Raw genomic sequence first — 24644 nt, 5'->3', positions numbered from 1 at the left:
ACGTAAGTGTGAGACTCCTACGTTCGGTGCATGGAGATCAACGAGCAGCAGCACAGCGCTGAGCAGACGGTTCGAGCACTGGTCCAGCGGTCACATCAGGGACCGAGGGGTCTGACCCTGACGACCGATCGGCGCCGCCCCACCCCGGGGCCCGGCGAGTACCTGATCCGTGTGGGCGCTGCCGGGGTCAACTTCGCTGACGTCATGCAGACCCATGGGACTTACGGAGGAGGCCCGCAGTTCCCTTATGTGGCGGGCTTCGAAGCCGCAGGCGAGATCGTGGGTGTCGGCCCGGACGTCGAGAGCCCGCTTCAGCTCGGCACCCATGTCGTCGGAGCCGGCCCGGGGGCCTTCGCGCAGTACATGACGATGCCGGCCGCGGGCGTACTCCCCGTGCCTTCCGGCTGGAGCGACGCCGAGGCCCTCGGCTTGGTGCTCAACTGGGCAACCGCATTGGCGGCACTGAAGCCCTTGGGCGAGATCAAGACGGGTGACGTGGTGCTCGTCCATGCCGCGGCCGGAGGCGTGGGGCAGGCCGCCGTCCGCCTCGCGCGCCACTACGGTGCGCGCGTGATCGCCACGGCGTCACAGGCCAAGCACGACACCGTCAAAGCACTCGGTGCCGACGAAGTCCTGGACAGCCGACGCCCTGATCTGGCCGCGGAGATCACCCGCCTGACCGGCGGTGTCGACCTGGTCCTGGAATCGGTGGGACAGGCCACGTTCGAGATCAGTCTGTCCGTCACCAAACCCTTCACCGGACGCATCGTCGTGTTCGGTGCCGCTTCCGGCGACGCCACCTTGACCACGCATGACCTCGTCTTCACCCACCAGGTCCAAGTCAAGGGCCTGCACATCGGTGCGCTGGCGACCGCGGCACCGTCCCTCTACCAGTCGTTGCTCGTCGAGATCGAGGCACTCATCGCCCAAGGCGTGTACCCGCCCGGCACCCCCCAGGTTCACCCCCTGGCCGAGGGGCCGGCGGTGTTGCAGCGACTCGAAGCCGGCCGGACCCGCGGCAAGCACGCCCTCGATCCCTGGCGCTAGGAACGCCTGTGGCTCCCGCAATGCCCGCTGTCGCCGAGGGGCGGCTGCGCCTCGGCGACAGCGGGCATCAACGAGTGGTTGTGACGTACTTTGTGACGTACTGGTCCGACGACAACTCGAACACCCGTAGTCGCCGACCGTGGGTGGGATGGACGGTCTCACGGACGGGATGCATCCCCAGTTTGGTCATGACCCGTTCGGAGGCGTCGTTGCCCACTTGGGCGATGCTGACGATCCGCTCCAGCCCTCGTATTTCGAACGCGAAGCGTACAGCGGCCTCGGCGGCCTCGGTGGCGAAGCCGTGCCCCCAGTGGGAACGTCCCAGCCGCCAGCCGACCTCAACCGCCGGCAGTACCTCCGGCAGGAAGTTGGGCACCGAAAGGCCGGTGAACCCGGCCAGTTCGCCGGTGGACCGGATCTCCACAGCGAACAGGCCGAAGCCCTGTGATTCCCACTCGCTCTCCCATGCCTGGACCCCGCTGCGAGTCTGCTGTTCGTCGCGGACGCTGCCGTCACGGATCCACCGCATGACCTTGGGGTCGGCATTGACGGCGGCCATGGGCGCAACGTCTTCCTCGCGCCAGCGACGCAGGATCAGACGGGGAGTCTCAAGCGTGACCATCCATGCATTCTGGATCACGAATGGGTTCTCCGCCATCCTCCCCAGGTACCTTCAACAGGCCCTAATCACGCCCTAATAGGGACCGTCCTCCCGACAACACGAGGATCCACACCGGGAAATGAGCAACAGAGTCCCCTGCCATGGTGCGTCGATCCCCCTGCTATGGTGCGCCGATGCCATCGGTCAAGCAGTTCCAAGTCACCTTCGACTGCGCAGAACCTGAGCGCCTCGCTCGCTTCTGGTGCGAGGTGTTGGGGTACGTCGTACCGCCGCCACCGGCGGGGTTTGCCACTTGGGACGATTTCAAGTCCTCGCAGCCGCCTGAGGAGCGGGATTCATGGTTCGCCTGTAGCGATCCCTCGGGTGTGGGCCCGCGACTGTACTTCCAGCGCGTCCCCGAAGGGAAGGCCGCCAAGAACCGGGTGCATCTTGATGTGCGGGTCGGCACCGGACTCGTGGGCAAAGAGCGTCTCGCCGCGCTGGAGGCCGAATGCGCACGACTGGTCCCACTCGGCGCGGTACACGTGCGAACGCTGTATGACGGCAATGATTCGTGCATTCCGATGCTGGACATCGAGGGCAACGAGTTCTGCATCGACTGACCATTCCCCGAGCTGCCCTGACCAACACTCGCACCTGACCGCATGCGGCCCCGGCACTACCCGGGGCCGCACCTGTGGATGGGCCTGCACCATGCAGGTCAGCTGGTTGTGGCCATGCTCATGAGACAGCTCATGCTGGGCAGGAAGAAGTATTCGCCTCCCCTCATGTGCACAGACTGTTGCAGGCTCAACGGGATCTTCTTTTCGGAGCCGTACTTCGCGGGCCACTGCTGGGACTCCGGTGTGCCCTGGCCGATCAGGGGGTCAAGTCCGGTGCGCGGGTTCTGCTGGACGAATGTGGGGTTGTTGACCCAGAGCTTCTGCATGAACTCGAACTGCGTCTCGATGTTCTTCTGGACGCACAGGAACAGCAGCCCGACCTTGCCCTTTTTCTCATAGCTGATGGCCCGGCGGGAGATGCGGTGAGTGCGTTCCTTCTTGAGCGTCTCGCCGAGCTTCGTGGTGTCCCCGCGCGGGTTCGTCTTGCGGATATGCGACTGGAACGGGCACTTCAGGCCCTTGGTGTCGGCGTCGAAGTTGAAGTTGTTGGGGATGTCGTTGTTGGCGCCTTCGGGTGTCGCTTTCTCCGAGACCGGGAATCCATCCGGGAAGCGTCCCACCATGTAGGCGCCGGCCAGTTGCCAGTCGGCGTGGTTGGGTTCGGTCCGCTGGTCCTCCTTCGCGAGGGCCTTGGCCAACTCGTGCCGGTCCTTATTGAACTGATTGATGTCCTGTTCGAGTTTGCGGTACACCAAGAACGACCCATAGCCGGTGGTCGCCTTCCCGCCGGGGTCCTTCGCCAGGGCGAGGTTCAGCCCCGCACCGGGATTCCACCGCTTGATGTCATCGCTCTTCTGCGGGATGTCCTTGGCGAAGAACAGGGGATTGCTCACACCGTCGACAAAGCCGAAGTGTTCGTGGACGGGACCGTTCTTCCCGCGCCGCAGGGCCTTTCCGACCTCGGTGCTCACGACCGTGCCGCCCTTGAGGGAGGCCGCGATCGCCTTGGCTTCTGCGTCGACCCTCCCGGGATCGTCGTCCGCGACGATGACCAGCGCGTGCAGGTCCGCTGTGTCGTACGGTGCTTCCCAATCCTTGCGGGCAGGGTCGGCAAGTCTGGACACCGCACCGGCGGCTCCGCCGCAGAACGTGGCGTCCTTAGGTTTCTTGCTGCTGAGTCCGAGGGCGTCGTACCCCTTGGCCGACAGCATGACATTGATGAAGATGCTGCTGCCCTTCTTGGCCAGTTCGTCGCTGCGATACGCCTCGGGGTCTTGCTTTTTCATCGATTTCTCGAAGATTTCGGCGCGGGTGAGCGATTCATCCCACTGCTTGAGTGCGGACGTCACCTTTTTGGTGGCCAACTGGACAAGCCATGCCCTGGCCTCGTTCGCCTTCGTCGTGTCGAACTTGAGGAAGAGATGCTGGCTGTGGTCCCGGCCGTGGCTCTTCAGGATGTTTCCCTGAATGTCGCCGAGCAGGGCCTTCTCCTCGGTGGTGAGTTCTCCCTTCTTCGGGTCCTTGGGTCCGATTCCGCTTTCCGCGTCGAAGTCGATGGCCATCGATGGCTCCTTTCGGTTGGGGGTGAGAAGGCGGCAGAGCCGCGCTTTCCGTGTTCCCTGCCGAGGGCCGCTCACCACGGTTGGGGCACCCGGATCATCCGTACGTTCGTGCGATTCACCCATATGGCCATGGCATATGACGCATATCGACGCTGCGTCACCGCCCTGCTTCCGGGACATGTCGGCGGCATATCCGCAAAATAGCCACTCTGCGTCACTCACCTGTTGCGTACCGTCAAAGGAGTGATGGTCTGTGACCGCCCCACTGAAGCCCGACCCGACCGGAGAGCAGTTCGCCGCCGACGAGCGGTACTTCGTCGACATGTCCGTCCCACTGACGGGCTTTTCACCCGAGGATCTCTACGCGACGGGCATGGTCGAGGAGTATCAGCGCACGCTCATCGCGCGGATCGGCGCCCAGCGCGCCGCCGACCTCTACCGCCATTACCGGAAGAAGAAGCAGGAAGCCAACGCCAAGTCGCCGGTGCCGGACGAGCTGCCCTGGCCGACGGCGACGGACGACCCCATCCTGGCCGACGCGGCACGGGCCGTCGTCAAAATGTGGTACGTCGGCGCCTGGTACGGCCTGAGCCCGGCCGCGGAGGCCAAGCTCCGCGAGGCCGAGAAGACCAAGCCCCAAGGGGTCGCGCCCAACGAGGCGTTCATGGTGTCCCCCGAGGCCTACCTCAACGGCCTGGTGTGGAAGGTCTCCGGCGGTCACCCGCCCGGCGGCAAGCCCCCGGGATACGGCAGCTGGCAGTCACCCCCCGTGCCGATCCCCGCCCCCGCCACCGGATCGTACGAGGAACTCTCCTGATGACCGCCGACCGATACGCCCACAATCGCGTCCGCTACCACGCCGTGATCGTCGGGGGCGGAATCTACGGCAGCCTCGTCGCCAAGCGCCTCTCCGAGAACGGGTGGAAGGTCCTGATCCTGGAGGCCGGCACCGGCTCCGTCGCCACCTGGGAGGGCTACAGCGCCGCGGTCGACGACTACCGCGCCGCGCTCCACAAGTCCCCCAACTCGCCCTACCTGCCGAACCCCGCCGCCCCCTCCCCGGACAACACCGACCCCTCCGGCTACTTCGTCCAGCAGCTCGACGGCCCGCTGTACGCCAGTGACTATCTGCGCACGCTGGGCGGGACCACTCTGCACTGGGAGGGCGTGGTCCCGCGTATGCACGAGGGGGACTTCCTCACTCAGACCAGATACGGGGTGGGCAAGAACTGGCCGCTGAAGGTGCATGACAAGGATCCGAGCGCTCTCAGCCCCACCACGCTGGCCATGCTCCACAAGTACTATTCCGAGGCCGAGTTCGAGCTCGGGGTGGCCGGCGACGCCAAAGCGTTGGGCAAGAGCGGGGTGATGGTGCCCAAGTACACCTACCCGATGAAGAACATCCCTCAGAGCTACCTCGACCGGAAGATCGCCGAGGTGTTGCCCGAGAAGATCGGCTATGGACCGCACGGCACCGCCAGCGTCGAACCCAATATGGTCCCGGCGCCGCAAGCCCGTAACAGCAGCCCCAATCCCGACTACCGCAAGGGCGAGGGATTCCGGCCCGTCGGTGCGATCGGGATTCCCAATTACGGGGAGCGGTGTCAGGGTAATTCCAGCTGCATTCCGATCTGCCCGGTGCAGGCGAAGTACACGCCGCTGCGCACCCAGTCGCAGTTCAAGGACGACCTGGTCACGGTCGCCACCCGCAGCGTGGTCTCCCGCGTCCTCTTCCACGACCCGCTCGAAAAGTCGCGGCCCCGCAACGGGCGGGCGACCGGGGTGGAGTACAAGGTCTACGAGGACCCCCGGTCCCGCGCCTTCACCACGCATTACGCCGAGGCGGACATCGTCGTCCTCGCTGCGCACGCGATCGAGAACGCCAAGCTGTTGCTCGCCTCGGGAGTCGACAACAAGCACATCGGACGGAATCTGATGGACCATCCCTTGGTGTACGCCAAGGCCCTGATGCCCGATACCAGGGGTGTCGGGGGAAATATTGGTCCGCATCGCGGACCGCCCGCCACCTCATTCCTCGATGGTTTCCGTGACGGCGCATGGCGCGTCGGATTCTCGCCCTTCCGTGCAGCGGTCTCCAACTGGGGCTGGGGAGGCATGGCCGATGCCTTCTCCCATGAGGTACGGGCCTTGGTGGACGAGGGGTATCTGCCCCACGTCGATGAGAAGCCGAAGGCCGCCAAGCATCTGAGCGGGCGCGCCCTACGGAGGAAGCTGGCCGGGCACCTGCCACGTCAGTTCCAGATGGAACTCTTGCTGGAACAACCGGCCAACGAGAACAACACGGTGACGATCAGTCCCGATTTCCGCGACAACCTGGGAAACTTCCGCCCCGTCATCAAGTACGCATTCGGCAGCGACAGCGACTACGTGGTCGACGGCGCACGCCACGCCGTGGCCGTGGCGCGGGAGCTGTTCACGAGGCTGGGCGCGAAAGAGTACGGCAGCAAGGTGGCACCGGTCCGCAAGCCCGGCGACGAGGCAGTAATTGCACGCTTCGAGGACGGCGGTTTCCACTACGACATCGTCGGTGCACGGCACGGCGCGGGCACCCACATCATGGGCCTGAGCGCCGACGACTCAGTCGTGGACGAATTCCAGCGCAGCCACAACCACCCCAACCTCTACGCGGTCGGCTGCGGCTCCATGCCCGCCATCGGCACCTCGAACCCGACGCTGACCGGCGCCGCGATGGCGCTGCGCAGCGCCGACCAGATCCACAGTGACCTGATGGACCTGCACAACACCCTCTCCGTGACACTGTTCGAGAAGGCCGGACAATGACCGACGACTGGAATTACGACCGCGCGGAACTCATGCAGAAGAAGGCTGACAAGGGTCAGCTGCTGAAGTTCCTGCAGGCTGCCCTGAAGCTGGAACTCACCACTGTCCCGCTGTATCTGACCGGCATGTACACCATCAAGCCCGGAACGAACCGGGAAGCGTTCCTCACGATGCGCTCCGTCGTGGTGGAAGAGATGCTGCACATGACGCTGGTCGCGAATCTGATCAACGCGCTCGGCGGAAAGCCGATCCTCGACGACGCGCGATATCTGCCCAGCTACCCGGGGCTGATGCCATACGGGTACTTCGACGAAAAAGCGAAGAACAGCGGACAGACCGGGCTCCTCGGCTACTCGAAGGACGCGCTGCAACTGTTTGTCAACATCGAGAGCCCTCCCTGGGACAAGCCGGCCGTGAGCAAGGCGGGCTGGCGCACCATCGGGCAGTTCTACGGAATCATCAGCACGTGGCTGGAAGAACTGCACGACGCCGACACGACCGGAGAACTCTTCAACGGCAAACGCGAACACCAGGTGGGCACGGAGCACTTCTACAACTCGGGCGGCGAGGTCGTAGAAGTTCATGACTACCGGAGCGCTTGCACGGCGATCGAGGTCGTCGTCGAGGAAGGCGAAGGACTCGACGGCAGCTTCTTCACCAGCGACGACAAGTTCTTCAACGAAGAGCGGCAGGAAGCCCACTACTTCCGCTTCATGGAGATCCTGCACGAGCACCGCTACGGCCCGTACGACAAGGTCCGCGACATTCCCAGCGGAGCGGTGGTCGACGTCGACTGGAAGAGCGCCTATCCCATCGACGGATTCAAGCCCGTCGATCGGTCCAAGGTGAGCCCGGAGGCCGCTTCTCGTCTGCTGACCTTCGACCGCACCTACACGAAGCTGCTGCTACAGATCCACAAAGCGGTCAACGGGGCGCCGGATTCCATGAAGGACGCCATTCCCACCATGCTCGACCTGCACTACCAGGCCGAGGAGATCTTCCGCATCCCGCGCGCGGACGCCGAGGGGCTCCACCTGCACCCCTCGTTCAACGTCACCCCGGAGCTCATCGCATGGGTCCGCAAGAGTTGCCCGGAGCTCGATCCGTCCCATCACACATAGGGATGGCCCCTCTGATAGGTCAGGAGACTGCCCGGCCTCTCCCCGGTGCTCGCGCCGCGAGAGTGCCCTCAGGAACAGGGCCACCAGACTTTCCGGGCCAAGTCCAAAGGGTATTGATGGGGGAGGCTCGCCAACGGGCTCCCCACTGACGGGGGAGTCGCCCACGGTGTGGTCCCTGCCCCGCATGGAGCAGGGACCACCTGCACACGCCCGGCACGTCCAGCGGTGTCACCGAGTATTCGGCATCGGACAGGGCGCGCTTCTGACGGGATGCGGCATGTTGAGCCGCCTGAGATCCCGGGTCCGGGCCCCGCCCCTCCGGGAGCCCCGTCGTCCTAACCGTCGGAGCAGCTACTGATCGGGGGCAGCTTGAACATGGCCCGGCTGGAGTTCGTGCCCTCAAGGGATGATCCCCAGCAGGGCCCGCTGACGTGCGTTGAGGAGGACGCCCCGTTCGGCTCCTGCGGCGACTTGTCGTCGGACTTCTGCGCGCTGCCGGCCGGCGCCGCGTCCTGGTCATGCAACGCCGAGTCGAGCCTTTTCGCCGCGTCGGCCCCCGAGGAGCCGGCCTTCTGGAACTTGTTGACCATCTGTAGTTCGGTTGGAGCGAAACTTGCCGGCGACCTGGGCAGTGTGCCGAACATGGACCCGGGCAGCTTGCCCAAAGCCGTGGGCAGCAAGCTCATGGCCACCCCCCGAACGGTCTTCTCCGTTGATGTCAGCGGCCTGGGCTTGCACAGCGGCTTGGTGCTGAAGCGGGCTGCGGCAGCGCTGGTGCAGCCCTCCTGCCCCCTGCCGTCGATCACTGTGTCTGAAGCTCTCATGAGCTCGGAGACGCCGAAGCTCGTGACGCCGTCGAACACTCGCTCAACGGTTTTCTCCGTGGCGCTGGGAGGCTGCGCCGGGCAGATCGGCTTCGTGCTGAAGCGGACTGCCGCACCGGCCTTGACGCAGTCCTTCGTGGGGGCGGACGCCGTGCTGCCGTCGGCGGCGGATGCAGTCGACGCCGCGGTGAGGCCGTAGCCGGCCAGGCCGGCGGCCAGAGCCGTCACGGCGGTCCCCCGGGCCGCCATACGTCGGCTCCGGCTCTGACTGGGTGCGCGATGCTTGCCACGTTCGCGTTTGGACATGGCGGGACTCCTGTTCGTGTGAGCAAAAGGCCGTGGCGACGGAGGCGGCACGGCCGAAGACCGCAGGCGCTCCGGGCCGTGGCCGGGACAGTGACAGTGACAGTGACGAGTCAACGCGCGTCATCGCCCTGACCGGAAGGGCACTCGTCTCTCCCTACGGAGAAGACCCGTCACAGCGCGGCAAACCTCTGCGGACGCGGTCGCCAATACCTACGGAGCGATGCGTCGGCGGATCTCACATTTCCGCGTCACATCAAGCCGTGATCAAATTCGCCCGGCCGCTGAGTCACTGTCCGGACTGCGCGGCCCCGTAGTGATTCGGGATTCCGACCCGAGATTTATCCGAAGGGATAGACCGACGCTCTTCCCGTTGGCCTGGACGTTGCATTGACTGTCCGCAGTCCAGAGACCGGGTGCGTGTCGGCAGGCACAGTCCCAGCACAGGGGTTCCCGCAGAGATTCCCCCAGAGAATTCCCCCAGGGACTCCCTCAGACAGGTCCCAGCGGACCGAGTACGCCCATTTCTGGCCCCCTTCAGCAGTTCCCTCTCCTGGAGCTCCGCTCGCCCAAAGCCTTACGGAAATGGACTCACCATGATGAATGCTCGTAGCGGACGCCGCGTCCTCGGAGCTCTCTTCTCGCTCGGCCTGGCGTCCGGCGTTGGCCTCACCGCCGCATCGTCGGCCGTCGCTGCGGGCGGCCACCCCGGCTCCGAGAACTCCTTGTACAGCTTCCCCAGGGGTAGCACCAACCCCGGTCGAAGCGACGGAGGTGGTGGCGGTGCCGCCGTAGCCTCGGGGCAGGCCGAGGTCGAGGTCACCCGGCAGGGCAGCGAGCAGCGCAATGCCATCGGCAACAGTGCGCTCGGGCTGGTCCAGCACGGCGAGATGTGCCTCAGCGCCCCGGGCAAACGCACCGACGGCATGCCGGCCAGGCTGTCCGACTGTACGGCGGCCGTCGACCGGGGCTGGGCGTACGCCGCCGACCGGACCCTGCGTCTGGCGTACAGCGGCTGCCTGACACAGGACGGCGACGCCATCCACGTCCGCGACTGCAAGGGCTCCCGTGAGCTCGGAACGTTCGGCAAGGTCTCCGACGATGCCAAGCGCTGGACCTACGACAAGTCCTCGAAGACCCTCAAGAACGCCCAGTCCGGACGCTGCCTCGCCGCGGCGGCCGACGGCAGACTGACCACCGCCACATGCGGTGGCAGCTCGGCGCAGAAATGGACGATTCCTTCAACCTGCGGTGCAGGCACGCCGTCGAAGACACCGGAGTCAGCACCGACCCGGGACCTCCGGCCCGCGGGAAAGCCCAAGGGGAACTCCCCGCACTCGTTGGGGGCGCAACCCCCTGCCGCCGGTCGTTCCGGCATCCCCACGGAGGGCAACTCCAAGAACGGCCCCTCCAAGAACGGCCCCTCCAAGAACGGCGTCCCCGAGGACAACGCGCCGAAGAAGGACACCGCCCTGGCCGAAACGGGCGCTGGCAACGCCCTACTCCCGCTGGGGATCGCCGCCACCGGACTGCTCGTCGCCGGGGCTCTGGTCGCATGGGTTGCCACGAGCCGCTGGTCTCGATCTGGAGAGGGACGCGTAAGCCGACGCGGGCACGTCTAGCAAGAGCCGCCTGATGACAACAACCGACTAGGCAGTTTCGTTTGGGTCAGCGTGCGGACCAGCGGAACATGCCTGCGGACGCGTCGGCGTGGCGGGGGCGGCAGGTGATGGCCAGGGCGATGGGACCGCGCTCCAGGCGCCGGAGCGGACCGGTTCCAAGACCCTTGCCCCCTGTGTCTGCCCATCCGGCCGTACCCCCGTACTGGCGTCGCCATGCACCGATGCATCTGATCGACGGCCGCAGTGTAGGGAGATCCCGCCCTGCCCGGGAGAGCGCGCGGCCCCCCGCACACGCCCCGCGCCGCGACCCGGCAGCCGTACCTGAAGTCGCTACGGGGTGTCATCCGGTGGGCTGGCGCGTGTGCGGCGGGCGTTGGGGGCGGTGCGTTGTCGGCCGAACTGGGCTGGGCTGGGATGGGATCAGCTGGTGTGAGCGGGGTGTGGGTCAGAGAGGGGGCTGGCCGGCCAGAGGGTGTCGGGGAAGCGGGCCTCGTCGGAGTCGGTGTCGGGCATGAGGGTGGTGAGCATCTGCTGGGCGGTCTTCGCGTTGTCGGTGGCGCGCGGCAGCATGACGTTTTCGTAGGCGCCGAGGGCCTCGTCGATGGTGGGGTGGTCGATGACGGCTTGGGCGAGTTCGGCGCCGTCGAGCAGGGCGAGGTTGGCGCCGACGCCGACGGGCGGCATCAGATGGGCGGCGTCGCCGAGCAGGGTGATGCCGGGGACGCGCTGCCAGGAGTGGGGGACGGGAAGGACGAACATGGGGCGGTTGATGAAACCACCCTCGTTGTGGCGCAGGATATCCAGCAGGCTCTCGTGCCAGCCCTGGTACTGGGCGAGGAGACGGGCGCGTACGGCTTCGGTGTCGGCGAGGTCGAGGCCGGCATGCCAGTCCTGGGGGCCGCGGAAGTTGATGTAGGCGCGGACGTGTCCGTTGCTGTTGCGCTGCAGCACCAGGCTGCGGCGGCCCGCCTTGGCCGCCATGGTGCCGCGGCCGACCAGGTGGGCGATGCCGGGGTGACGGTGGTCGACGTCGTTGAAGTGGGCTTCGACCAATGTGACGCCGGCGTAGGAGGGTTGGGCGTCGGAGAGTGCGGGACGTACCCGGGACCAGGCTCCGTCGGCGCCGATCACCAGGTCGAAGTCGTCGAAGTGCGCGCCGGTGTGGTCGTGGTGGTGCAGGCGGGCGGTGCCGTGGGGTCGCGGGGTGACGGCTTCTACGGAGTGGCCCCAGCGGACCGTGCCAGGGGTGAGGGAGTCCAGCAGGAGCGCCCGCAGCTGGCCGCGGTCGATCTCGGGCCTGCTCAGATCGCCCTCGCCGGCCTGGTCGTGGCGTATCAGGGTCGCGTGGCGGTCGTACAGGCGCCACTCCTGGCCTTCGGGCCGGGACAGGGCGAGGAACTGGTCGAACAGTCCGGCCGCGCGCAGAGCCGCCTGGCCGGTGTCCTCCTCGATGTCGAGAGTGCCGCCCTGCGAGCGGGAGTTGGGGTCGGCCTCACGCTCGAAGACAGTGACCGGTAAGCCGTGCTGCTGCAGGACGCGCGCGCAGACGAGGCCACCAAGGCCGGCGCCGGCGATCGCGATGCGCGGGGTGGTGGAGGTGGTGGAGGTGGTGGAGATGGTGGACATGCGGGTCACGCTCCGTTCGACGGTTGAGGAGAGTGCTGTCTCTGAGAGCTGGTCTGTGAGAACTGGTCTCTTGTGGTGACGCCCTGTTTCGGGCATGGCAGATCAGTCGTTCCAGTGTGGAAACACGCTCTGAGGGACGGCAACTGAGTACTTGTCAGGAGTACTCGCCCACAGAAGCACAGCCGCTCCAAAAGTACAACTGCTCCGACTTTCCAGTCGATCGCCTTTGTGATCGAATCTCCTCAAGGGGGTAGGGTGGGCCCATGGCAGGGACAACGGCAGGACGTCGCGAACGCAAGAAGGCTCAGACCAGGCAGGCCCTGGCGGATGCCGCACTGCGGCTGTTCACCGAGCGCGGCTTCGACAACGTCGGTGTACGCGAGGTGGCGGAGGCGGCCGACGTCTCGCTGAGCACGCTCTTCAAACACTTCCCCAGCAAGGAAGCCCTCGTCTTCGACCTGGACGCGGACGTCGAGAGTGCCCTGGTCGCCGCCATTCGTGACCGAGCCCCCGGTCAGCCCGTGCTGCACGCCCTGCGCGACCACATGGTGCACACCCGTACCGCCGTGCGGACCGACGACCCCACGTTCGTCCTCGTCGAATCCACTCCCGCGCTACGCGACTACGCCCGACGCATGTGGTCACGCCACGAGAAGTCTCTGGCCGCCACCCTCGCCGACGCCACCGGACTCGCCCCGGAAGACCCCGCCGTCACCGGTCTGGCACGCTTCGCCCTGGAAGCCCCCAGCATCGCCCGCGCAAGCCGGCACCCGGCCCGGACCATGCGCGACTTGTTCACCCTGCTGGAACACGGCTGGGGCACCACCGCCCTGGCACGACAGGAAGACGGACCTGGTCGGGACGGGTAACCGCGGCCAGATGCCGCATCAGCCGCGCGACCCCCTCCCCATGGCCCTGCCGCAGCGATGGATCGTCGAGCGGTTCTTCACCCACAGCCAGGCATCGGCTCGGCTTTCACAGCCGCCGGGCGCGCAGCACACCGGTCAGCATCGGGAGGGTGAACTCGCCGTCGGAGGTTTCCGGCCTGTCTGCGAGGAACGCGCGGATCTGGCTGAGCGTGGCCTGTTGTTCCTGCTCCGGCATGACGAGCATCCCCGCGCGCGTCGCGAGTGTCGCCACCAGGGAGTCGGCGGTGCGCCGCTGCCCGTGCGGAAACTCGGCCTGCTCCGGCGAGCCGAACCGGGCGACGCCGCTCTTCGGAAGATGCATGTCCGCTGTCGCCGTGCGCCAGCTGCTGAGCGTGTCCCGCGGGCCGATGGCCGCGCTCCCGCTGACCTGCTCAAGTCCGGCGGTCCACTCGACCCGGTCGTCGATGACGTTCCACAGGCCGGCCAGAATGCCGCCGGGTGTCAGGACCCTGGCGATCTCGGGCCCGGCGACGGACATGTCGAACCAGTGCATGGCGTTGCCGGCCAGCACGGCGTCAACAGACGCGTCCGGCAGCGGAATCGCCTCGGCACCCCCCGCCAGTGCACGGACAGCCGGCAGCGTGCGGCGCAGCTCGGTCAGCATCGCCGGGTCGGGCTCGACTGCGATGACGTCGGCGCCCAACGCGACCAGCGCGGCGGTCAGCTTTCCGGTTCCGGCGCCGAGGTCGAGCACTCGCAGACCGGGTGCGGGCTCGAGCGCCCAGCGCACCGCGGCGTGCGCGTAGTCCGGGCGGTGCTCGGCGTAGGCAGCCGCCGCCGCTCCGAACGACGAGCTGAGACGTAGCGGGTCATCCTGTTCCACGCGGTCACCCTATCCGTCTGTCTGTGCTGCGAGTTGGACGCGATGCGGTGGATCGTCGAGCGGTTCTTCGCCTTTGATCTGTGGATGTGGCGGTGGCGCTCAGCAAGCCTCAAGGACTCCACGCGGTCGTGGAGTCCTTGAGGTATGAGTCCTCGTGGGGTGAGTCCTTGAGGAGTGAGTCGTTGAGGGGGGAGGGGAAGGAACAGGCGGGAGTCAGCGTTCGTATTCGAAGGCTCCGATGTCGCACGCCGGGCCTTGAGGCCGTAGCACGCCGCGCTGGTCGGCGGACGGGCAGTCGGCGCCGCCGTCGATGGCGGGGCTGCCGGACAGCAATGGCACGGTGTCCGTCGGCCCGCCGTTTTCGCCGAGGGGTCCGAGGTGGGGATCACGGCTGGGGAGATCGCCCTCGGCCGTGAGGTGGCAGTTGTTTCCGCTGTCGAGGTTGTTGCCCCGTGACTCGATGGTGGCGAAGACGTTCTTGCAGTCGCTTGCGGCTTGGCCGATGGTGTTCTCGGCGATGATGGTGTTCTTCAGGGCGAGGTGACCCAGCGGCAGGTTGATGGGGTCGGTAATGGGTCCCGGCAGGCTGTCCAGGTAGGCGGGGGCGATGTTGATCCCGCCGCCCCCGTCGGTGGCGGTGTTGCCGGTGATCGTGGAGTTGCGGATGTCCACCAGGCCGGTGCCGCGTATGTCGATGCCGCCGCCAAATCCGGAGAGGCTGCCCGGCCGGTCCCAGTCGTCGGTCACGCGGTTGTCCGCGATCGTCGAATTGACCACGGTGCCGGTGTCGTCGAATCGGATGCCTCCGGCCTCGCCCGATGTGTTGCGGCTGACGGTGCTGTCGATCAGCGACAGGTGGGAGTTGGGGATGTTGAAGATGCCGCCTCCGTAGCCGGCGCGGTTCCCCGTCACCGTTACCCGGCGCAGCGTCATGTTCTTGCCGTTGGCGATGCCGCCCCCACCGGGGTCGGTGATGGGCACCTCCCGCTGCTTGGCGTCTCCTCCGGTGACGGTGAGGTCGGACAGCTGCGTGTCGGCGCCCATGCGGAAGACCCGGTCGATGTGGTCGGCGTCGATGATGGTCTCCCGCGCCCCGGCTCCCCGGATGGTGGTCGGCTCGAGGATGTTCAGGTCGCCTTTGGTCGGGTCGGCGGTGCGCCCGTTGAGCTGGTCGGGGTCGGGGGGAATGGTCATCAGGTAGTGGGCGGCGGGTAACTCGATCGTGCTGCCGGGCCGGGCGTTCGCGGCCATGACGGCCGCGCGCAGGGTGCAGGTGCCTCCGGCGGTGCGGCAGACGCCGTCGGACGCATCCGCATCCACGGCATCTTCGGTGGAGTCGACCGTGAAGGTCGCCGACGCGGAGGCTGCTTGCGCAGAGGTCGGGGCGGTGGCCACGATCCCTGCGAAGGCCGCCAGCGAGGCGGTCAGCGCCGAAAGGGCGGTCGAACGTCTCATGGGGGTGCGCTCCTACTCATGGGGGAGATGGTGAGAAACGCTTGCGTCTATAACGTGTACCAGACTGTTTCTCACTCATGAGACAGCCAATCCGGCCGCTGCTGCAGCCGAGCCTGACCGACCTTCCGCGCGGGCCGCACGGGCTCGCGCGGGAGCGTGTGACGGGTTCTCAGCGTCAGCGACTGCTCTACGCGATGACGGTTGTGGTGGCCGAAAAGGGCTACAGCGTCGTGACCGTGACCGATGTGACGGCACGGGCGGGCGTGTCCCGCAAGACGTTCTACGAACTGTTCGCGGACAAAGAGGAGTGCTTCATCGCCGCTGCGGAGACGGGTCGTGAGCTGATGGTCAAGCGGCTTGAGGCGTCGTTTGCCCGCTCGTCGGCGCAGTCCCTCTCCCGCGTGGAGACGCTTCGTGCCTCCATCCGTGCCTTTCTCGGGCTGATCGCCGAAGAACCCGAATTCGCCAGGGCGTTCTTCCTGGAGACGGCGGCGGCCGGCGGCCGGGCGCAGGAGCACCAGGACGCCTGCCGCTCCTGGTTCGCCGAGTCGATGCGCGCCTGGCACGCCAAGATTCCCGGTCAGCGCCGTGTACCCCCTGAGACCTACATGGCCGCGGCCGACGCCACACACGAAGCCGTCTGCCGCTGTCTGCGCCAGGGGCGCATCGGCGAGGTCCCCGCCCTGGAGGACGCCGTGCTGCACATCTGTCTCGCCCTGCTGGGCGTGGCCAATCCGGCGGAGGACGCCGGAGAGGGTGAGCCGGGAGAGGTGTGAGCGCCGGGTTCCGCCGGGTCGCATCGGGTCCCCTGGTGTTACAGGGAGACCGGGCAGTGGAACCCGTATGGCCCTCAAGGGCTTCCGTGCGGTGGCCACGCGATACGACAAGCGTGCCTACGTCTTCCAGGGCACCGTGACCGTCGCGGCGATCCGGCTCTGGCTTCGGGGGTAGATCCATTATCGCGGTCCGCGGAGGTGCTTGTCACCGTTCTCCGGAATGATCTTTACGCCCGTTATGCACTCATAGGGTTACGGGGACCGAGCACGACGTACCGACCTGATTTGGGAGTCGAGAGTGGCGCACGACATTGCCGCGCTGGCGAAGGAACTCACCGCCATGGCTGCGGCCGATCACCAGTCCTCAGTCCACGCCAACAGCGATGATGCCGCCGAGCAGTTGGCGTGGCGCCGGCTTACCGCGCGGCATGGTGACCGACTCGGCGAGATCATGGATGAGTACGGCTGGCCGACGGCGGAAAAGGTCGGCAAGGAGGCCGCCCGCGCAGCGTGGCTGATCGCCCAGCACGCCGACCGGCAGCTTGACGTTCAGCGACGCGCTCTCCAACTGATGCAGCAGGCGGTGTCGGCAGGCGCGGCCAGCGCGCGGGAGCTGGCCTTTCTGCATGACCGCACGCGGGTCAATGAGGGCCGCAAACAGACCTACGGCACACAGATCGCCGGCGTGAAGGACGGGGCACCGGTTCCGTGGCCCTGCGAAGAGCCCGAGCGCATGGACGAACTCCGCGTCGAAGTCGGCATCGAGCCCTTCGACGAGTACGTTGCCAAGTTCTCAATGGCCTGACGCCGGCCGCGTCCGACGGGTCATGCCCTGAGGCTCATCTGCCGTGGGAAGATCCGTCGGACAGGCTCTAGGCGTCGCGGTAGTGATCCCGGACCTCGGGGCGTTGCTGGAAGCCGGCTGACTTGTAGGTGGTGACGGCGCCGACATTGGAACTCGGGGTGCAGACGAGCGCACTCGACGAGCCCAGCTCCTGGAGTGCGGCCGCCGCGGCTACGGTGATCGCCTCGCCGTAGCCGCGACGGCGATGTTCCCGGTGCACGCCCATCGGTTCGAGCAACCCGGGCCTACCCGGACCGGCCGACCACACCGTCACCGCCGCCACCGCGCTGCCCCGGTCGTCGTACGCGACCAGACACCGGGCGTCGGCGTACGGCAATCCGGCCGCCATCGCGTGCCAGCGCTCGTCCGTGAACCTCGACCCGTCGAACGCTGCCCGATGTACGGCGGCAAACACATGCGCCTGCTCGGGCCCGACCACCTCGATCCGCACGCCTGGGTCCTTCACCGGCTTCGTGAGGTCGCGGCGCAGCGGCGTCCACGGCTCGTCGGCGTTCCAGCCGTCCTCGGACAGCAGATCTTGGACCAGTGCACCCTTCGGCGCCTCGATGTTCACCTTCCCCTCGGGCAGCACCCCGCGCTGCGGATCGGTGACGTCGTCGACCAACTGCTGCGCCAGTTCCTCGTCCCGCTGGGAGTCTGGCGCGATCGTCAGCCGCAGCAGCCCGGGACCGTCCAGCAGCCCGACGGCGAGAATCCTTCCGCCCCGGCTCCACGTCCTGACCGCCGCGGCGGTCGCTTCCGCACCCAACCGCCAGAACCAGCCCAGGTCCCCCGGATGCAGTTGCATCGGCGCCCCGTCGTACTGCCACTCCCGCAGCGCGCCCACAGCCTCGCTCAGCCCGTCGACTCCCGGCTCGCCCAACGCAATCGCCATATCCCGATCACACACCACCGCACCGACGGTCCGCACCCGGTTTCCGACCGGCCGGCGTGGTGCGGCCCGGGGCCGTCACCCCAGGCCCGGCGGTGTCCAGTCGGCATGTCGCAGGATGGCCTGGACAGTCGCGCGGGAGGGGGCAATCCGGAGGGCGGTGTTGCGCAGGGCGACGGCCAGGGGGTGGGTGAGTTGCTGGCCCATCCGGCCGGCCTGGCGGGCGGCGCGTGCTACGGACTGGCTGCGCGGGCGGCGCTCGGCGTCGTAACGGGCCAGCGCCGATTCGACGGTGGGCTCGGTGGCGAGTGCGGCGGCCAGCACGGCGGCATCCTCCAGGGCCTGGCAGGCGCCCTGGCCGAGGTTGGGGGTCATGGCGTGGGCCGCGTCACCGAGCAGGGCGATTCGGCCTGCGACGAAGGCGGGCAAGGGGGTGGCAAGTTCGTGGATGTCGTGGTGCAGGACGGCGTCGGGCCGGGTCGCGTCCAACAGCGCGGGGATCGGAGCGTGCCAGTCGCCGAAGCGGCGGCGCATCGCGGCGAGGGCGTCCGCATGCCGCACGCCGGGCGGCGAGTTGAGCACCGCATGCCACTCGATCCGTCCGTCGGCGAACGCGATGTGGCCGAACTCGGCGCCCCTGCCCCAGGTCAGCTCGAAGTCGCCGTCCATCTCGACCGGACGCTCGGTGATGGCGCGCAAAACGGTCGACCCGCTGTAGACCGGGCCGGGGTGTTCGGGGAACAGCTGGGCCCGCAGCCGACTGCCCACTCCATCGGCGGCCACGACCAGATCCGTCTCCAGGACAGTGTGGTTGAGCGGAACCTGCACCCGGCTGGGATCGGAACGGCCGACGGATGTCACCTCGGCCCCGACCACCAGGCACTCGGATGGCAGCGCCGCGCGCAGCAGCCGGTGCAGCACGGCCCGGGGGATACCGACGATCGGTGTGCCCAACTCGCGTTCCAGCGTGGTCCCGTCCATCCGGGCCAGCCAGCCGCCCCCAGGGACACGGGTGCCCCCGGTGTACTGGGGCCGCGCGGCCGCGCGCACCGCCTCGCCCACCCCGAGGACGTCCAGGGCGCGGACGCCGTTGGCGTGCAGGGAGATGCCCGCACCCGCATCGGCCAGGACAGGGGCGCGTTCGACGACCGTCACCTCCCAGCCGATCAGACGCAGACCGATCGCGGCCGCCAACCCACCGATGCCTCCGCCCACCACCACCGCACTGCCACCCATATCGGCCCTCCTTTGCCCGCCCCGCCACACACCTTCTACAGATGTAGAAGAAGAGTACTCCGCTCCTCTACGGGTGTAGAAAGGGGGGATGCCCACAGACCGACGTACCGTCCTCGCCGACGCGGCCATCGACGTGCTCGCCGAGGCCGGAATCCGAGGACTGACCCATCGCGCGGTGGACCGGGCAGCACATCTGCCACCCGGCACCACGTCCGCCTACTACCGCACCCGCCAGGCACTGCTCACCGCACTGGTCCGGCGCCTGGTCGCCCTCGACCAGGCAGAACTCCAGGCGACCGGAGAGCAGACACCCGTGCCGCGGGACGCCGAGGAACTGGCAGCCGGAATCGCCGCCTTCATCGAGCAACGGCTCACGGGAGACGGCCGCCGGCGCTCCCTCGCGCGCTATGCGTGCGCCATCGAGAGCGTGCACCACCCCGAGCTGCGGGAGATCCTCGTGCCGCGCGAGAACGCAGGGCGTCAGGTCGTACGCGACTTCCTGGCCGCGCACGGCGTTACGGACGCCGAGGACCGTACCGTCACGCTGCTGACCTGCGTGGACGGGCTGGTCTTCGACCGCCTGGTGGGGGGCGGAACCGTGTCGTCCGAGGACATCGGCGGACTGGTGGCGGCGGCCCTGCGATAACCCACACCACCGCACCGACGTCCGCACCCGGTTTCCGATCGGCCGGTGGGGTGTCGGGAGTCTCCGATGGGTCGGCAGGCTCCGCGGCTCGCTCTGGCGTGACTCGCGAGGGTGAACCTCGGCCTGGTTTGGCAGCCGAGAGGGGAGGCACTGGTTGGCCACCGTTTCTGCGAAAGGAGCACATCATGGCTCTCGGCGACTCCGTCTCTGCCAACCGTTTCTCCGTTGATCTGGGAAAGTTCCAGGTGGCGACGGTGGAGTCGGTGAGCGGGCTTGGATACGGCCAGGAGAACGGCGAGCAAGTCCGCAACCCCACACCACGCAGCGGCGTGACTTCTGTGCCGTCCGCAGATGATGGCCCTGGCGAAGTCACGATCACGCGCGGTGCGGATGCCGAAGGCCCGTTCACCGACTGGGTCCACAGGACCTCTGAACAGCAGGGGCCCGTTCAAGACGCCCCCGATATCACGATCACTCAGCACGACGGGGACAACAAGCCGATGGTCCGGTACCACCTCACGAACGCGTGGGCCAGTACCTGGAAAGGCCCGACGCTTGAAGCAGGGGGGGCGGGTTCGGCGACGGAAAGCGTCACCATCAGCTACGAGGAAGCCAAAATCGAAGCAATCCAGTGAGCACCGCCGGTGGCACCTGTCGAGCCCTTGGTCACACGACCCATCGGACAGTACCCAAGGGTCTGCAGGGAAGGTGTGGTTGGTCGGTGGCAGGGCAATGACGCGGAGATGACCACGCAGGTCTCGTGACGCCGATGGCCGAAGGGCTTGGACCTGGCGCAGGCGGTGGCCCTGCCGGTCGCCGGAGTGGCCGCACTGCGCTCGCTGCGGGCCGCCGGGCTCGGACCGGACAAGAGGGTGTTGGTCACCGGTGCCTCCGGGGGAGTCGGCCGGTTCGCCGTCCAGCTGGCGGCGCGGGCCGGTGCCCACGTGATCGCGTCCGTGGGCTCGGCAGCCCGCGCGGAGGGGCTGGCCGAGACCGGCGCCGACGAGGTGCTCATCGGGCTGGAGGGAATCCGGCGACCGGTCGACGTGGTCATCGACAGCGTCGGCGGGCCCCAACTGGTCGCGGCATGGAACCTGCTCGCTCCCGGGGGCAGCGTGCAGAGCGTCGGCTGGACATCCGGGGAACCAGCGGTCTTTCCGCCGTACGCGACCGTCGGCCCGGCCAAGTCGCTGACCTCCTTCGTCATCGAGGGCGACACCGGCGCGGACCTGGCCCTGCTCACCGAGCTGGCCGCCGAGGGGGCCCTGACCGTCGAAATCGGCTGGCAAGGATCACGGGACCGCTTCGACGAGGCGGCCGAGGCGCTTCGCGGACGTCGGATCTCCGGAAAAGCGGTCCTGGAGGTGGGATCCGGTGAGATACCCGCCCTGGAACGATCGATCCGGATGTCGATCCGGACGCCGAGCTGAACGCCGTTCCGGGCAGGCGTCGGGCATCTGTCGGGGGCTGTCGGTCCGATGTCCGCGGCTTGTCGGCGGGGCCCGGCACCTTTCCAGAGACGGCCGCCGGAGTCACTGGGCGGTCCCGACCCCGAGGAGCCACCATGCACACGCCCGTCACGATCATCGGCGCCGGACTCGGCGGACTCACGCTGGCCCGCGTCCTGCACGTCCACGGAATCCCGGTCACGGTCTACGAGGCCGAGTCCTCCCCGACGGCACGCGCACAGGGCGGGATGCTCGACATCCACGACTACAACGGGCAGCTCGCCCTCAAGGCGGCCGACCTGATGGACGAGTTCCACGCCATCGTCATCGAGGGCCGCCAGACGATGCGGCTCGTCGAGCAGGACGGGACCGTCCTGCACGAGATGGCCGACGACGGCACGGGCGGACGCCCCGAGGTACAGCGCGGCGAGCTGCGACGGATCCTGCTCGACTCGCTCCCGGCAGACACCGTCCGGTGGGGACACAAGGTCGGCAGCACCCGCACCCTCGGCGAGGGCCGCCATGAGGTGACGTTCGCCGACGGCAGCACCGTCGTCACCAGCCTGCTGGTCGGCGCGGACGGCGCGTGGTCGCGGGTCCGGCCGCTGCTCTCCGACGCCACACCCGAGTACGTCGGCACGTCGTTCGTCGAGACCTACCTGTTCGACGCCGACACCCGGCACACCGGCTCCGCGAAGGTGGTTGGCGGTGGGTCGATGGTCGCTCCCTCGCCGGGCAAGGAGATCTTCGCTCACCGGGAAAGCGGTGACACCCTGCACGCCTACGTGGCATTGTCCAGGCCGCAGGACTGGTTTGCGGCCATCGATTTCACCGATGCCTCCGCCGCGGCCGCGCGGATCGCCCGGGAGTTCGACGGCTGGGCGCCGGAGCTCACCGCGCTGATCACGGACGCCGACATCACGCCTGTTCTGCGCCCCCACTACGCTTTGCCGGCCGAGCACCGCTGGGACCGGGTGCCGGGGGCGACCCTGCTCGGTGACGCCGCCCACCTCGCAGCCCCGAACGGCGAAGGCGCCAACCTGGCCATGCTCGACGGCGCCGAACTCGGCAGGACCCTCGCCGCGTACCCCGACGACATCGAGGCCGCGCTCACCGAGTACGAACAAGCCATGTTCGCCCGCAGCTCCGAGCCCGTCACTCTTGAAGGCACCGAGGTCCACGGGATCGACTCCGAAAACAACACACCCCAGGCCATGCTCAGGATGCTCACCGAGCACGGACAATAAGGCACTTGAGCCCCGACCGGCCCCGGTCCGAAATCGGTGAGTTCAAGAGGGACCCGATGCAGACAGCCCCGGGCCGGAGCTGAACGGCGCTACCACCTCCGCGTCGCCCGTGCCGTGTCCGTCTCTGGCCGCGGGCATGTTCACGGATGGGCGGCCGTCCTCGGCGAGTACCACGACGGCGTCGTCCTCGCTCAGGGACAGCGGTGCGGTCTTGGAGGGATTGAGGAAGATGCCGTAGGTCGGAGGTTCATCGCTGTGCCGCGCGATGCGGTAGCCGATGGCTGTCTCTCCCTGTTGGCGGGCCGCTTCGATGACCGTCGCGAAGTTCGCCGGCGTTTCCGGGAAGAGGTAATTGGTGGCCGGCTTGAGGTAGATCTCCGATCCCGCCGGGTCGAAGAGGTCGGTGAACACGTCGTAGAGGTGGCGGTCCTCGACGAGTTGGCTCAGCAGGAGGCTGATTACCTTGGTGCTGACGATGAAGTCGTCCGCCTTGGTGACCTGGGCGATCTCGCGGTTGGCGTCGTTGTTCATCTCGGTGACGATCGAGTAGGGACTGCCGGACCGGATGGCGATATCGCGTAGGTGAAGCAGCGTCACCAAGGTCCGGTCATCGGCCCATTCGGGGTCGATCTCGTCATCGGTGAGGACGATGATGTGGCGGTAGCCGTCCAGCCGCAGGGATTCCAACGAGGGGCGGAGGGTGGGTTCGCAGCGTTTGTAGCCCACCGTGAGGTTCTCCCAGTGCTCCTGGAGGTCGTTCTCTGGGCGTCGAGTTGCCGCGATATCGATCAGTGAGCCGGGCTCGACCAGGCAGTTCAGCAACGTGATGATCTTTGCCGCGCGGGAGTTCCAGCCGATCATGAGCGTGCGATCGGGTGTCGGAGGCCGGCCGGGGGCGGAGGTGATCGCCGAGCGGACGATAGTGGGCCGGGCATCTGCCAGCCGGATGAGCAGGTCGTCCTCGGCCAGGACGAGCACCTCGTCATCGGCGGCGATGACCGTGTCCATCGGCGGGTTGACCAGGGACTCACCGTCCTTCCTGCGCAGGCCGACCGGGACGCCGAGGTCGAATCTGTTGAGCGCCTCCCCGTACGTGGTGCCGGTCAGCTCGGTTACGGGGTACGGGTACAACTCGTTGCCGACGAAGCTGAGCATTTCGTTGAATACGGTGGACAGGCCGGTCTGCCGGTGCGACTGCACGATGAGGCGCACGGCGATGTCGTCGGCGTCGATCACCAGAGCGTCCTCGCCGCCGGCGAGGCGGGCCGCCGCCAGATTGGGCGAACTCTGCACGGCCGCGACGATGTTCGGGCGCGGGCCGATCCACGACCAGTTGTTCAGGAGCAGCAGAATCTTGATGACATCGGTGTCCCCGTCGTCCCCGACGGGCGGCAGCACCATGATGGACTTGGCCGCGTCCAGGCTCACCAGTTCCAGGTCCGCCCGCTGGAGTGGGCTGCCACAGCGGCAGATCACCCGCGTGCGGCCGGTGTCCGGGATCCTTCTGCGGATCTCGTCCTCCATCTCTACCTTGTCGCGCTCGGTGAGGATCACGACACACGAGCGCCGCTCACTCTGGTTGGCCTCCACCAACTCCGCGATCACCGTGAAGACTTGTTCCGACCAGCCGAGCACGACGGTGTGCCCGCGCTCGATCAGCCGGGACTTGCCCCGTCGCAATTTGTGGATCCGGGCCTCCAGGCCGGTGCTCAGCACACCGATGAGTGCGCTGACGATGAAGATCCCGCCGACGGTCGCGGCCAGCATGAGGCCGAGGAACAGTGGACCTCCGGTGTCCCCGCCCATCGTGCCGGGATCGAGCGTACGCAGCAGGCTCATCCAGGCCACGCCCAGCCAGCCGCCGTTCCTCTCGGTGTCCTCGTCGGTGAGCGCTACCACCAGCGACGCCACCACGAGGATCAACACGACGGAGGCCAGGGCCAGCCAGCCGATCAGCGCCGGCGTCCCCCGGTCCATCGTCGCGTCGAACCAGTACCGCAACCGCTCCTGCAGTCTCGCGCGCACTACCGAAGACCTTCCCTCCGCCGCCGATGGCCCTCCCCTGAGCACCGTCATTCCTACCGCCGACAAGATCATTCAATCCCGGTGACACAGGGGCGCAGGGGGCGCAGAGGTGCGCGGGGGGTGCCGGAGTCGCTGATCAGTGTGTAGTGACGCCGGGTTCAGCCCGCCAACAGGACTCGCTTGCGGAGAGGG

The 24644-nt window shown here is 67.5% G+C and carries 22 protein-coding genes; 14 read left to right on the top strand and 8 right to left on the bottom strand.

Annotated features, from left to right (window positions below):
- Positions 1-30: 30 nt before the first annotated feature.
- On the top strand, positions 31-1047 hold the full coding sequence (locus tag FCH28_RS13560) for an NADPH:quinone oxidoreductase family protein (protein WP_136740132.1): 1017 nt from the start codon (positions 31-33) through the stop codon (positions 1045-1047).
- A 67-nt stretch (positions 1048-1114) separates the two neighbouring features.
- Here FCH28_RS13560 and FCH28_RS13555 read toward each other — a convergent pair whose 3' ends face one another.
- The gene (locus tag FCH28_RS13555) at positions 1115-1669 is read right to left on the bottom strand and encodes a GNAT family N-acetyltransferase (RefSeq protein WP_136740131.1); all 555 of its coding nucleotides are present in this window, start codon (positions 1667-1669) and stop codon (positions 1115-1117) included.
- A 173-nt stretch (positions 1670-1842) separates the two neighbouring features.
- Here FCH28_RS13555 and FCH28_RS13550 point away from each other — a divergent pair, with 173 nt between their 5' ends.
- Positions 1843-2271 carry a VOC family protein gene (locus FCH28_RS13550; protein WP_136740130.1) on the top strand — a complete coding sequence of 143 codons (429 nt, stop codon included), beginning with the start codon at positions 1843-1845 and terminating at the stop codon, positions 2269-2271.
- A 98-nt stretch (positions 2272-2369) separates the two neighbouring features.
- On the opposite strand, the gene FCH28_RS13545 is transcribed toward FCH28_RS13550, so the two are convergent.
- Positions 2370-4013, bottom strand: coding sequence for a Dyp-type peroxidase (locus FCH28_RS13545; RefSeq protein ID WP_136740129.1), 1644 nt, complete (start codon positions 4011-4013; stop codon positions 2370-2372).
- A 73-nt stretch (positions 4014-4086) separates the two neighbouring features.
- Here FCH28_RS13545 and FCH28_RS13540 point away from each other — a divergent pair, with 73 nt between their 5' ends.
- The 5 genes from FCH28_RS13540 to FCH28_RS13520 all read left to right on the top strand — a co-directional run bounded on the left by FCH28_RS13540 (position 4087) and on the right by FCH28_RS13520 (position 10505).
- Complete coding sequence (locus tag FCH28_RS13540) at positions 4087-4650, top strand: hypothetical protein (protein WP_222852418.1); 564 nt, start codon at positions 4087-4089, stop codon at positions 4648-4650.
- Positions 4650-6635 carry a GMC oxidoreductase gene (locus FCH28_RS13535; protein ID WP_136740128.1) on the top strand — a complete coding sequence of 662 codons (1986 nt, stop codon included), beginning with the start codon at positions 4650-4652 and terminating at the stop codon, positions 6633-6635. The genes FCH28_RS13540 and FCH28_RS13535 overlap by 1 nt, the downstream gene beginning before the upstream one ends.
- The gene (locus FCH28_RS13530; protein WP_136740127.1) at positions 6632-7756 is read left to right on the top strand and encodes a ferritin-like domain-containing protein; all 1125 of its coding nucleotides are present in this window, start codon (positions 6632-6634) and stop codon (positions 7754-7756) included. Before FCH28_RS13535 ends, FCH28_RS13530 begins: the two co-directional genes overlap by 4 nt.
- A gap of 375 nt (positions 7757-8131) precedes the next feature.
- A complete protein-coding gene (locus FCH28_RS13525; protein WP_136740126.1) occupies positions 8132-8779 on the top strand; it encodes a hypothetical protein in 648 nt (215 codons plus the stop codon).
- Between the two features lie 700 nt (positions 8780-9479).
- Positions 9480-10505, top strand: coding sequence for an RICIN domain-containing protein (locus FCH28_RS13520; RefSeq protein WP_136740125.1), 1026 nt, complete (start codon positions 9480-9482; stop codon positions 10503-10505).
- A 420-nt stretch (positions 10506-10925) separates the two neighbouring features.
- Here the strand turns inward: FCH28_RS13520 and FCH28_RS13515 are convergent, their stop codons facing one another.
- Positions 10926-12131: an FAD-dependent oxidoreductase gene (locus FCH28_RS13515; protein ID WP_136740124.1), complete on the bottom strand. Its 1206-nt coding sequence runs from the start codon at positions 12129-12131 to the stop codon at positions 10926-10928.
- A gap of 263 nt (positions 12132-12394) precedes the next feature.
- On the opposite strand from FCH28_RS13515, the gene FCH28_RS13510 reads away from it, so the two are divergent.
- On the top strand, positions 12395-13000 hold the full coding sequence (locus FCH28_RS13510; protein ID WP_136740123.1) for a TetR/AcrR family transcriptional regulator: 606 nt from the start codon (positions 12395-12397) through the stop codon (positions 12998-13000).
- A 106-nt stretch (positions 13001-13106) separates the two neighbouring features.
- Here the strand turns inward: FCH28_RS13510 and FCH28_RS13505 are convergent, their stop codons facing one another.
- Complete coding sequence (locus FCH28_RS13505; protein ID WP_136740122.1) at positions 13107-13883, bottom strand: class I SAM-dependent methyltransferase; 777 nt, start codon at positions 13881-13883, stop codon at positions 13107-13109.
- 213 nt (positions 13884-14096) lie between these two features.
- Entirely contained in the window at positions 14097-15338 is a 1242-nt protein-coding gene (locus FCH28_RS13500; protein WP_136740121.1) for a choice-of-anchor Q domain-containing protein, read from the bottom strand.
- Between the two features lie 77 nt (positions 15339-15415).
- Between FCH28_RS13500 and FCH28_RS13495 the strand changes: the two genes are divergently transcribed.
- On the top strand, positions 15416-16114 hold the full coding sequence (locus tag FCH28_RS13495; protein WP_136740120.1) for a TetR/AcrR family transcriptional regulator: 699 nt from the start codon (positions 15416-15418) through the stop codon (positions 16112-16114).
- 298 nt (positions 16115-16412) lie between these two features.
- Positions 16413-16919 carry a DUF6624 domain-containing protein gene (locus FCH28_RS13490; RefSeq protein ID WP_136740119.1) on the top strand — a complete coding sequence of 169 codons (507 nt, stop codon included), beginning with the start codon at positions 16413-16415 and terminating at the stop codon, positions 16917-16919.
- 67 nt (positions 16920-16986) lie between these two features.
- On the opposite strand, the gene FCH28_RS13485 is transcribed toward FCH28_RS13490, so the two are convergent.
- Together FCH28_RS13485 and FCH28_RS13480 are read right to left on the bottom strand one after the other, a co-directional pair.
- Entirely contained in the window at positions 16987-17853 is an 867-nt protein-coding gene (locus FCH28_RS13485) for a GNAT family N-acetyltransferase (protein ID WP_136740118.1), read from the bottom strand.
- A 75-nt stretch (positions 17854-17928) separates the two neighbouring features.
- Positions 17929-19086, bottom strand: coding sequence for an FAD-dependent monooxygenase (locus FCH28_RS13480; protein WP_136740117.1), 1158 nt, complete (start codon positions 19084-19086; stop codon positions 17929-17931).
- A gap of 88 nt (positions 19087-19174) precedes the next feature.
- Between FCH28_RS13480 and FCH28_RS13475 the strand changes: the two genes are divergently transcribed.
- From FCH28_RS13475 to FCH28_RS13460, 4 genes are all read left to right on the top strand, one after another.
- A complete protein-coding gene (locus tag FCH28_RS13475) occupies positions 19175-19732 on the top strand; it encodes a TetR/AcrR family transcriptional regulator (RefSeq protein ID WP_136740116.1) in 558 nt (185 codons plus the stop codon).
- Between the two features lie 185 nt (positions 19733-19917).
- Positions 19918-20367 carry a phage tail protein gene (locus FCH28_RS13470; protein ID WP_136740115.1) on the top strand — a complete coding sequence of 150 codons (450 nt, stop codon included), beginning with the start codon at positions 19918-19920 and terminating at the stop codon, positions 20365-20367.
- A gap of 147 nt (positions 20368-20514) precedes the next feature.
- Positions 20515-21162, top strand: coding sequence for a zinc-binding dehydrogenase (locus FCH28_RS13465; protein WP_136740114.1), 648 nt, complete (start codon positions 20515-20517; stop codon positions 21160-21162).
- Positions 21163-21296: 134 nt separating this feature from the next.
- Entirely contained in the window at positions 21297-22427 is a 1131-nt protein-coding gene (locus FCH28_RS13460) for an FAD-dependent oxidoreductase (RefSeq protein ID WP_136740113.1), read from the top strand.
- Between the two features lie 42 nt (positions 22428-22469).
- Here the strand turns inward: FCH28_RS13460 and FCH28_RS13455 are convergent, their stop codons facing one another.
- Positions 22470-24452 carry a CASTOR/POLLUX-related putative ion channel gene (locus FCH28_RS13455; RefSeq protein ID WP_246102770.1) on the bottom strand — a complete coding sequence of 661 codons (1983 nt, stop codon included), beginning with the start codon at positions 24450-24452 and terminating at the stop codon, positions 22470-22472.
- Positions 24453-24644 lie beyond the last annotated feature (192 nt).

Source organism: Streptomyces piniterrae (genome assembly GCF_005048155.1).
GTDB lineage: Bacteria > Actinomycetota > Actinomycetes > Streptomycetales > Streptomycetaceae > Streptomyces > Streptomyces piniterrae.
The sequence above is the reverse complement of the archived record's forward strand: the minus strand, read 5'-3'. Positions and strand labels throughout refer to the sequence as shown.

Excerpts from the sequence above, each read along its gene's own strand:
- FCH28_RS13520 (WP_136740125.1), top strand. The coding sequence starts at position 9,480 with ATGATGAATGCTCGTAGCGGACGCCGCGTCCTCGGAGCTCTCTTCTCG.
- FCH28_RS13525 (WP_136740126.1), top strand. The coding sequence starts at position 8,132 with ATGGCCCGGCTGGAGTTCGTGCCCTCAAGGGATGATCCCCAGCAGGGC.
- FCH28_RS13550 (WP_136740130.1), top strand. The coding sequence starts at position 1,843 with ATGCCATCGGTCAAGCAGTTCCAAGTCACCTTCGACTGCGCAGAACCT.
- FCH28_RS13510 (WP_136740123.1), top strand. The coding sequence starts at position 12,395 with ATGGCAGGGACAACGGCAGGACGTCGCGAACGCAAGAAGGCTCAGACC.
- FCH28_RS13475 (WP_136740116.1), top strand. The coding sequence starts at position 19,175 with ATGCCCACAGACCGACGTACCGTCCTCGCCGACGCGGCCATCGACGTG.
- FCH28_RS13485 (WP_136740118.1), bottom strand. The coding sequence starts at position 17,853 with ATGGCGATTGCGTTGGGCGAGCCGGGAGTCGACGGGCTGAGCGAGGCT.
- FCH28_RS13555 (WP_136740131.1), bottom strand. The coding sequence starts at position 1,669 with ATGGTCACGCTTGAGACTCCCCGTCTGATCCTGCGTCGCTGGCGCGAG.
- FCH28_RS13560 (WP_136740132.1), top strand. The coding sequence starts at position 31 with ATGGAGATCAACGAGCAGCAGCACAGCGCTGAGCAGACGGTTCGAGCA.
- FCH28_RS13460 (WP_136740113.1), top strand. The coding sequence starts at position 21,297 with ATGCACACGCCCGTCACGATCATCGGCGCCGGACTCGGCGGACTCACG.
- FCH28_RS13480 (WP_136740117.1), bottom strand. The coding sequence starts at position 19,086 with ATGGGTGGCAGTGCGGTGGTGGTGGGCGGAGGCATCGGTGGGTTGGCG.
- FCH28_RS13470 (WP_136740115.1), top strand. The coding sequence starts at position 19,918 with ATGGCTCTCGGCGACTCCGTCTCTGCCAACCGTTTCTCCGTTGATCTG.
- FCH28_RS13495 (WP_136740120.1), top strand. The coding sequence starts at position 15,416 with ATGAGACAGCCAATCCGGCCGCTGCTGCAGCCGAGCCTGACCGACCTT.
- FCH28_RS13500 (WP_136740121.1), bottom strand. The coding sequence starts at position 15,338 with ATGAGACGTTCGACCGCCCTTTCGGCGCTGACCGCCTCGCTGGCGGCC.
- FCH28_RS13545 (WP_136740129.1), bottom strand. The coding sequence starts at position 4,013 with ATGTCCCGGAAGCAGGGCGGTGACGCAGCGTCGATATGCGTCATATGC.
- FCH28_RS13535 (WP_136740128.1), top strand. The coding sequence starts at position 4,650 with ATGACCGCCGACCGATACGCCCACAATCGCGTCCGCTACCACGCCGTG.
- FCH28_RS13530 (WP_136740127.1), top strand. The coding sequence starts at position 6,632 with ATGACCGACGACTGGAATTACGACCGCGCGGAACTCATGCAGAAGAAG.
- FCH28_RS13515 (WP_136740124.1), bottom strand. The coding sequence starts at position 12,131 with ATGTCCACCATCTCCACCACCTCCACCACCTCCACCACCCCGCGCATC.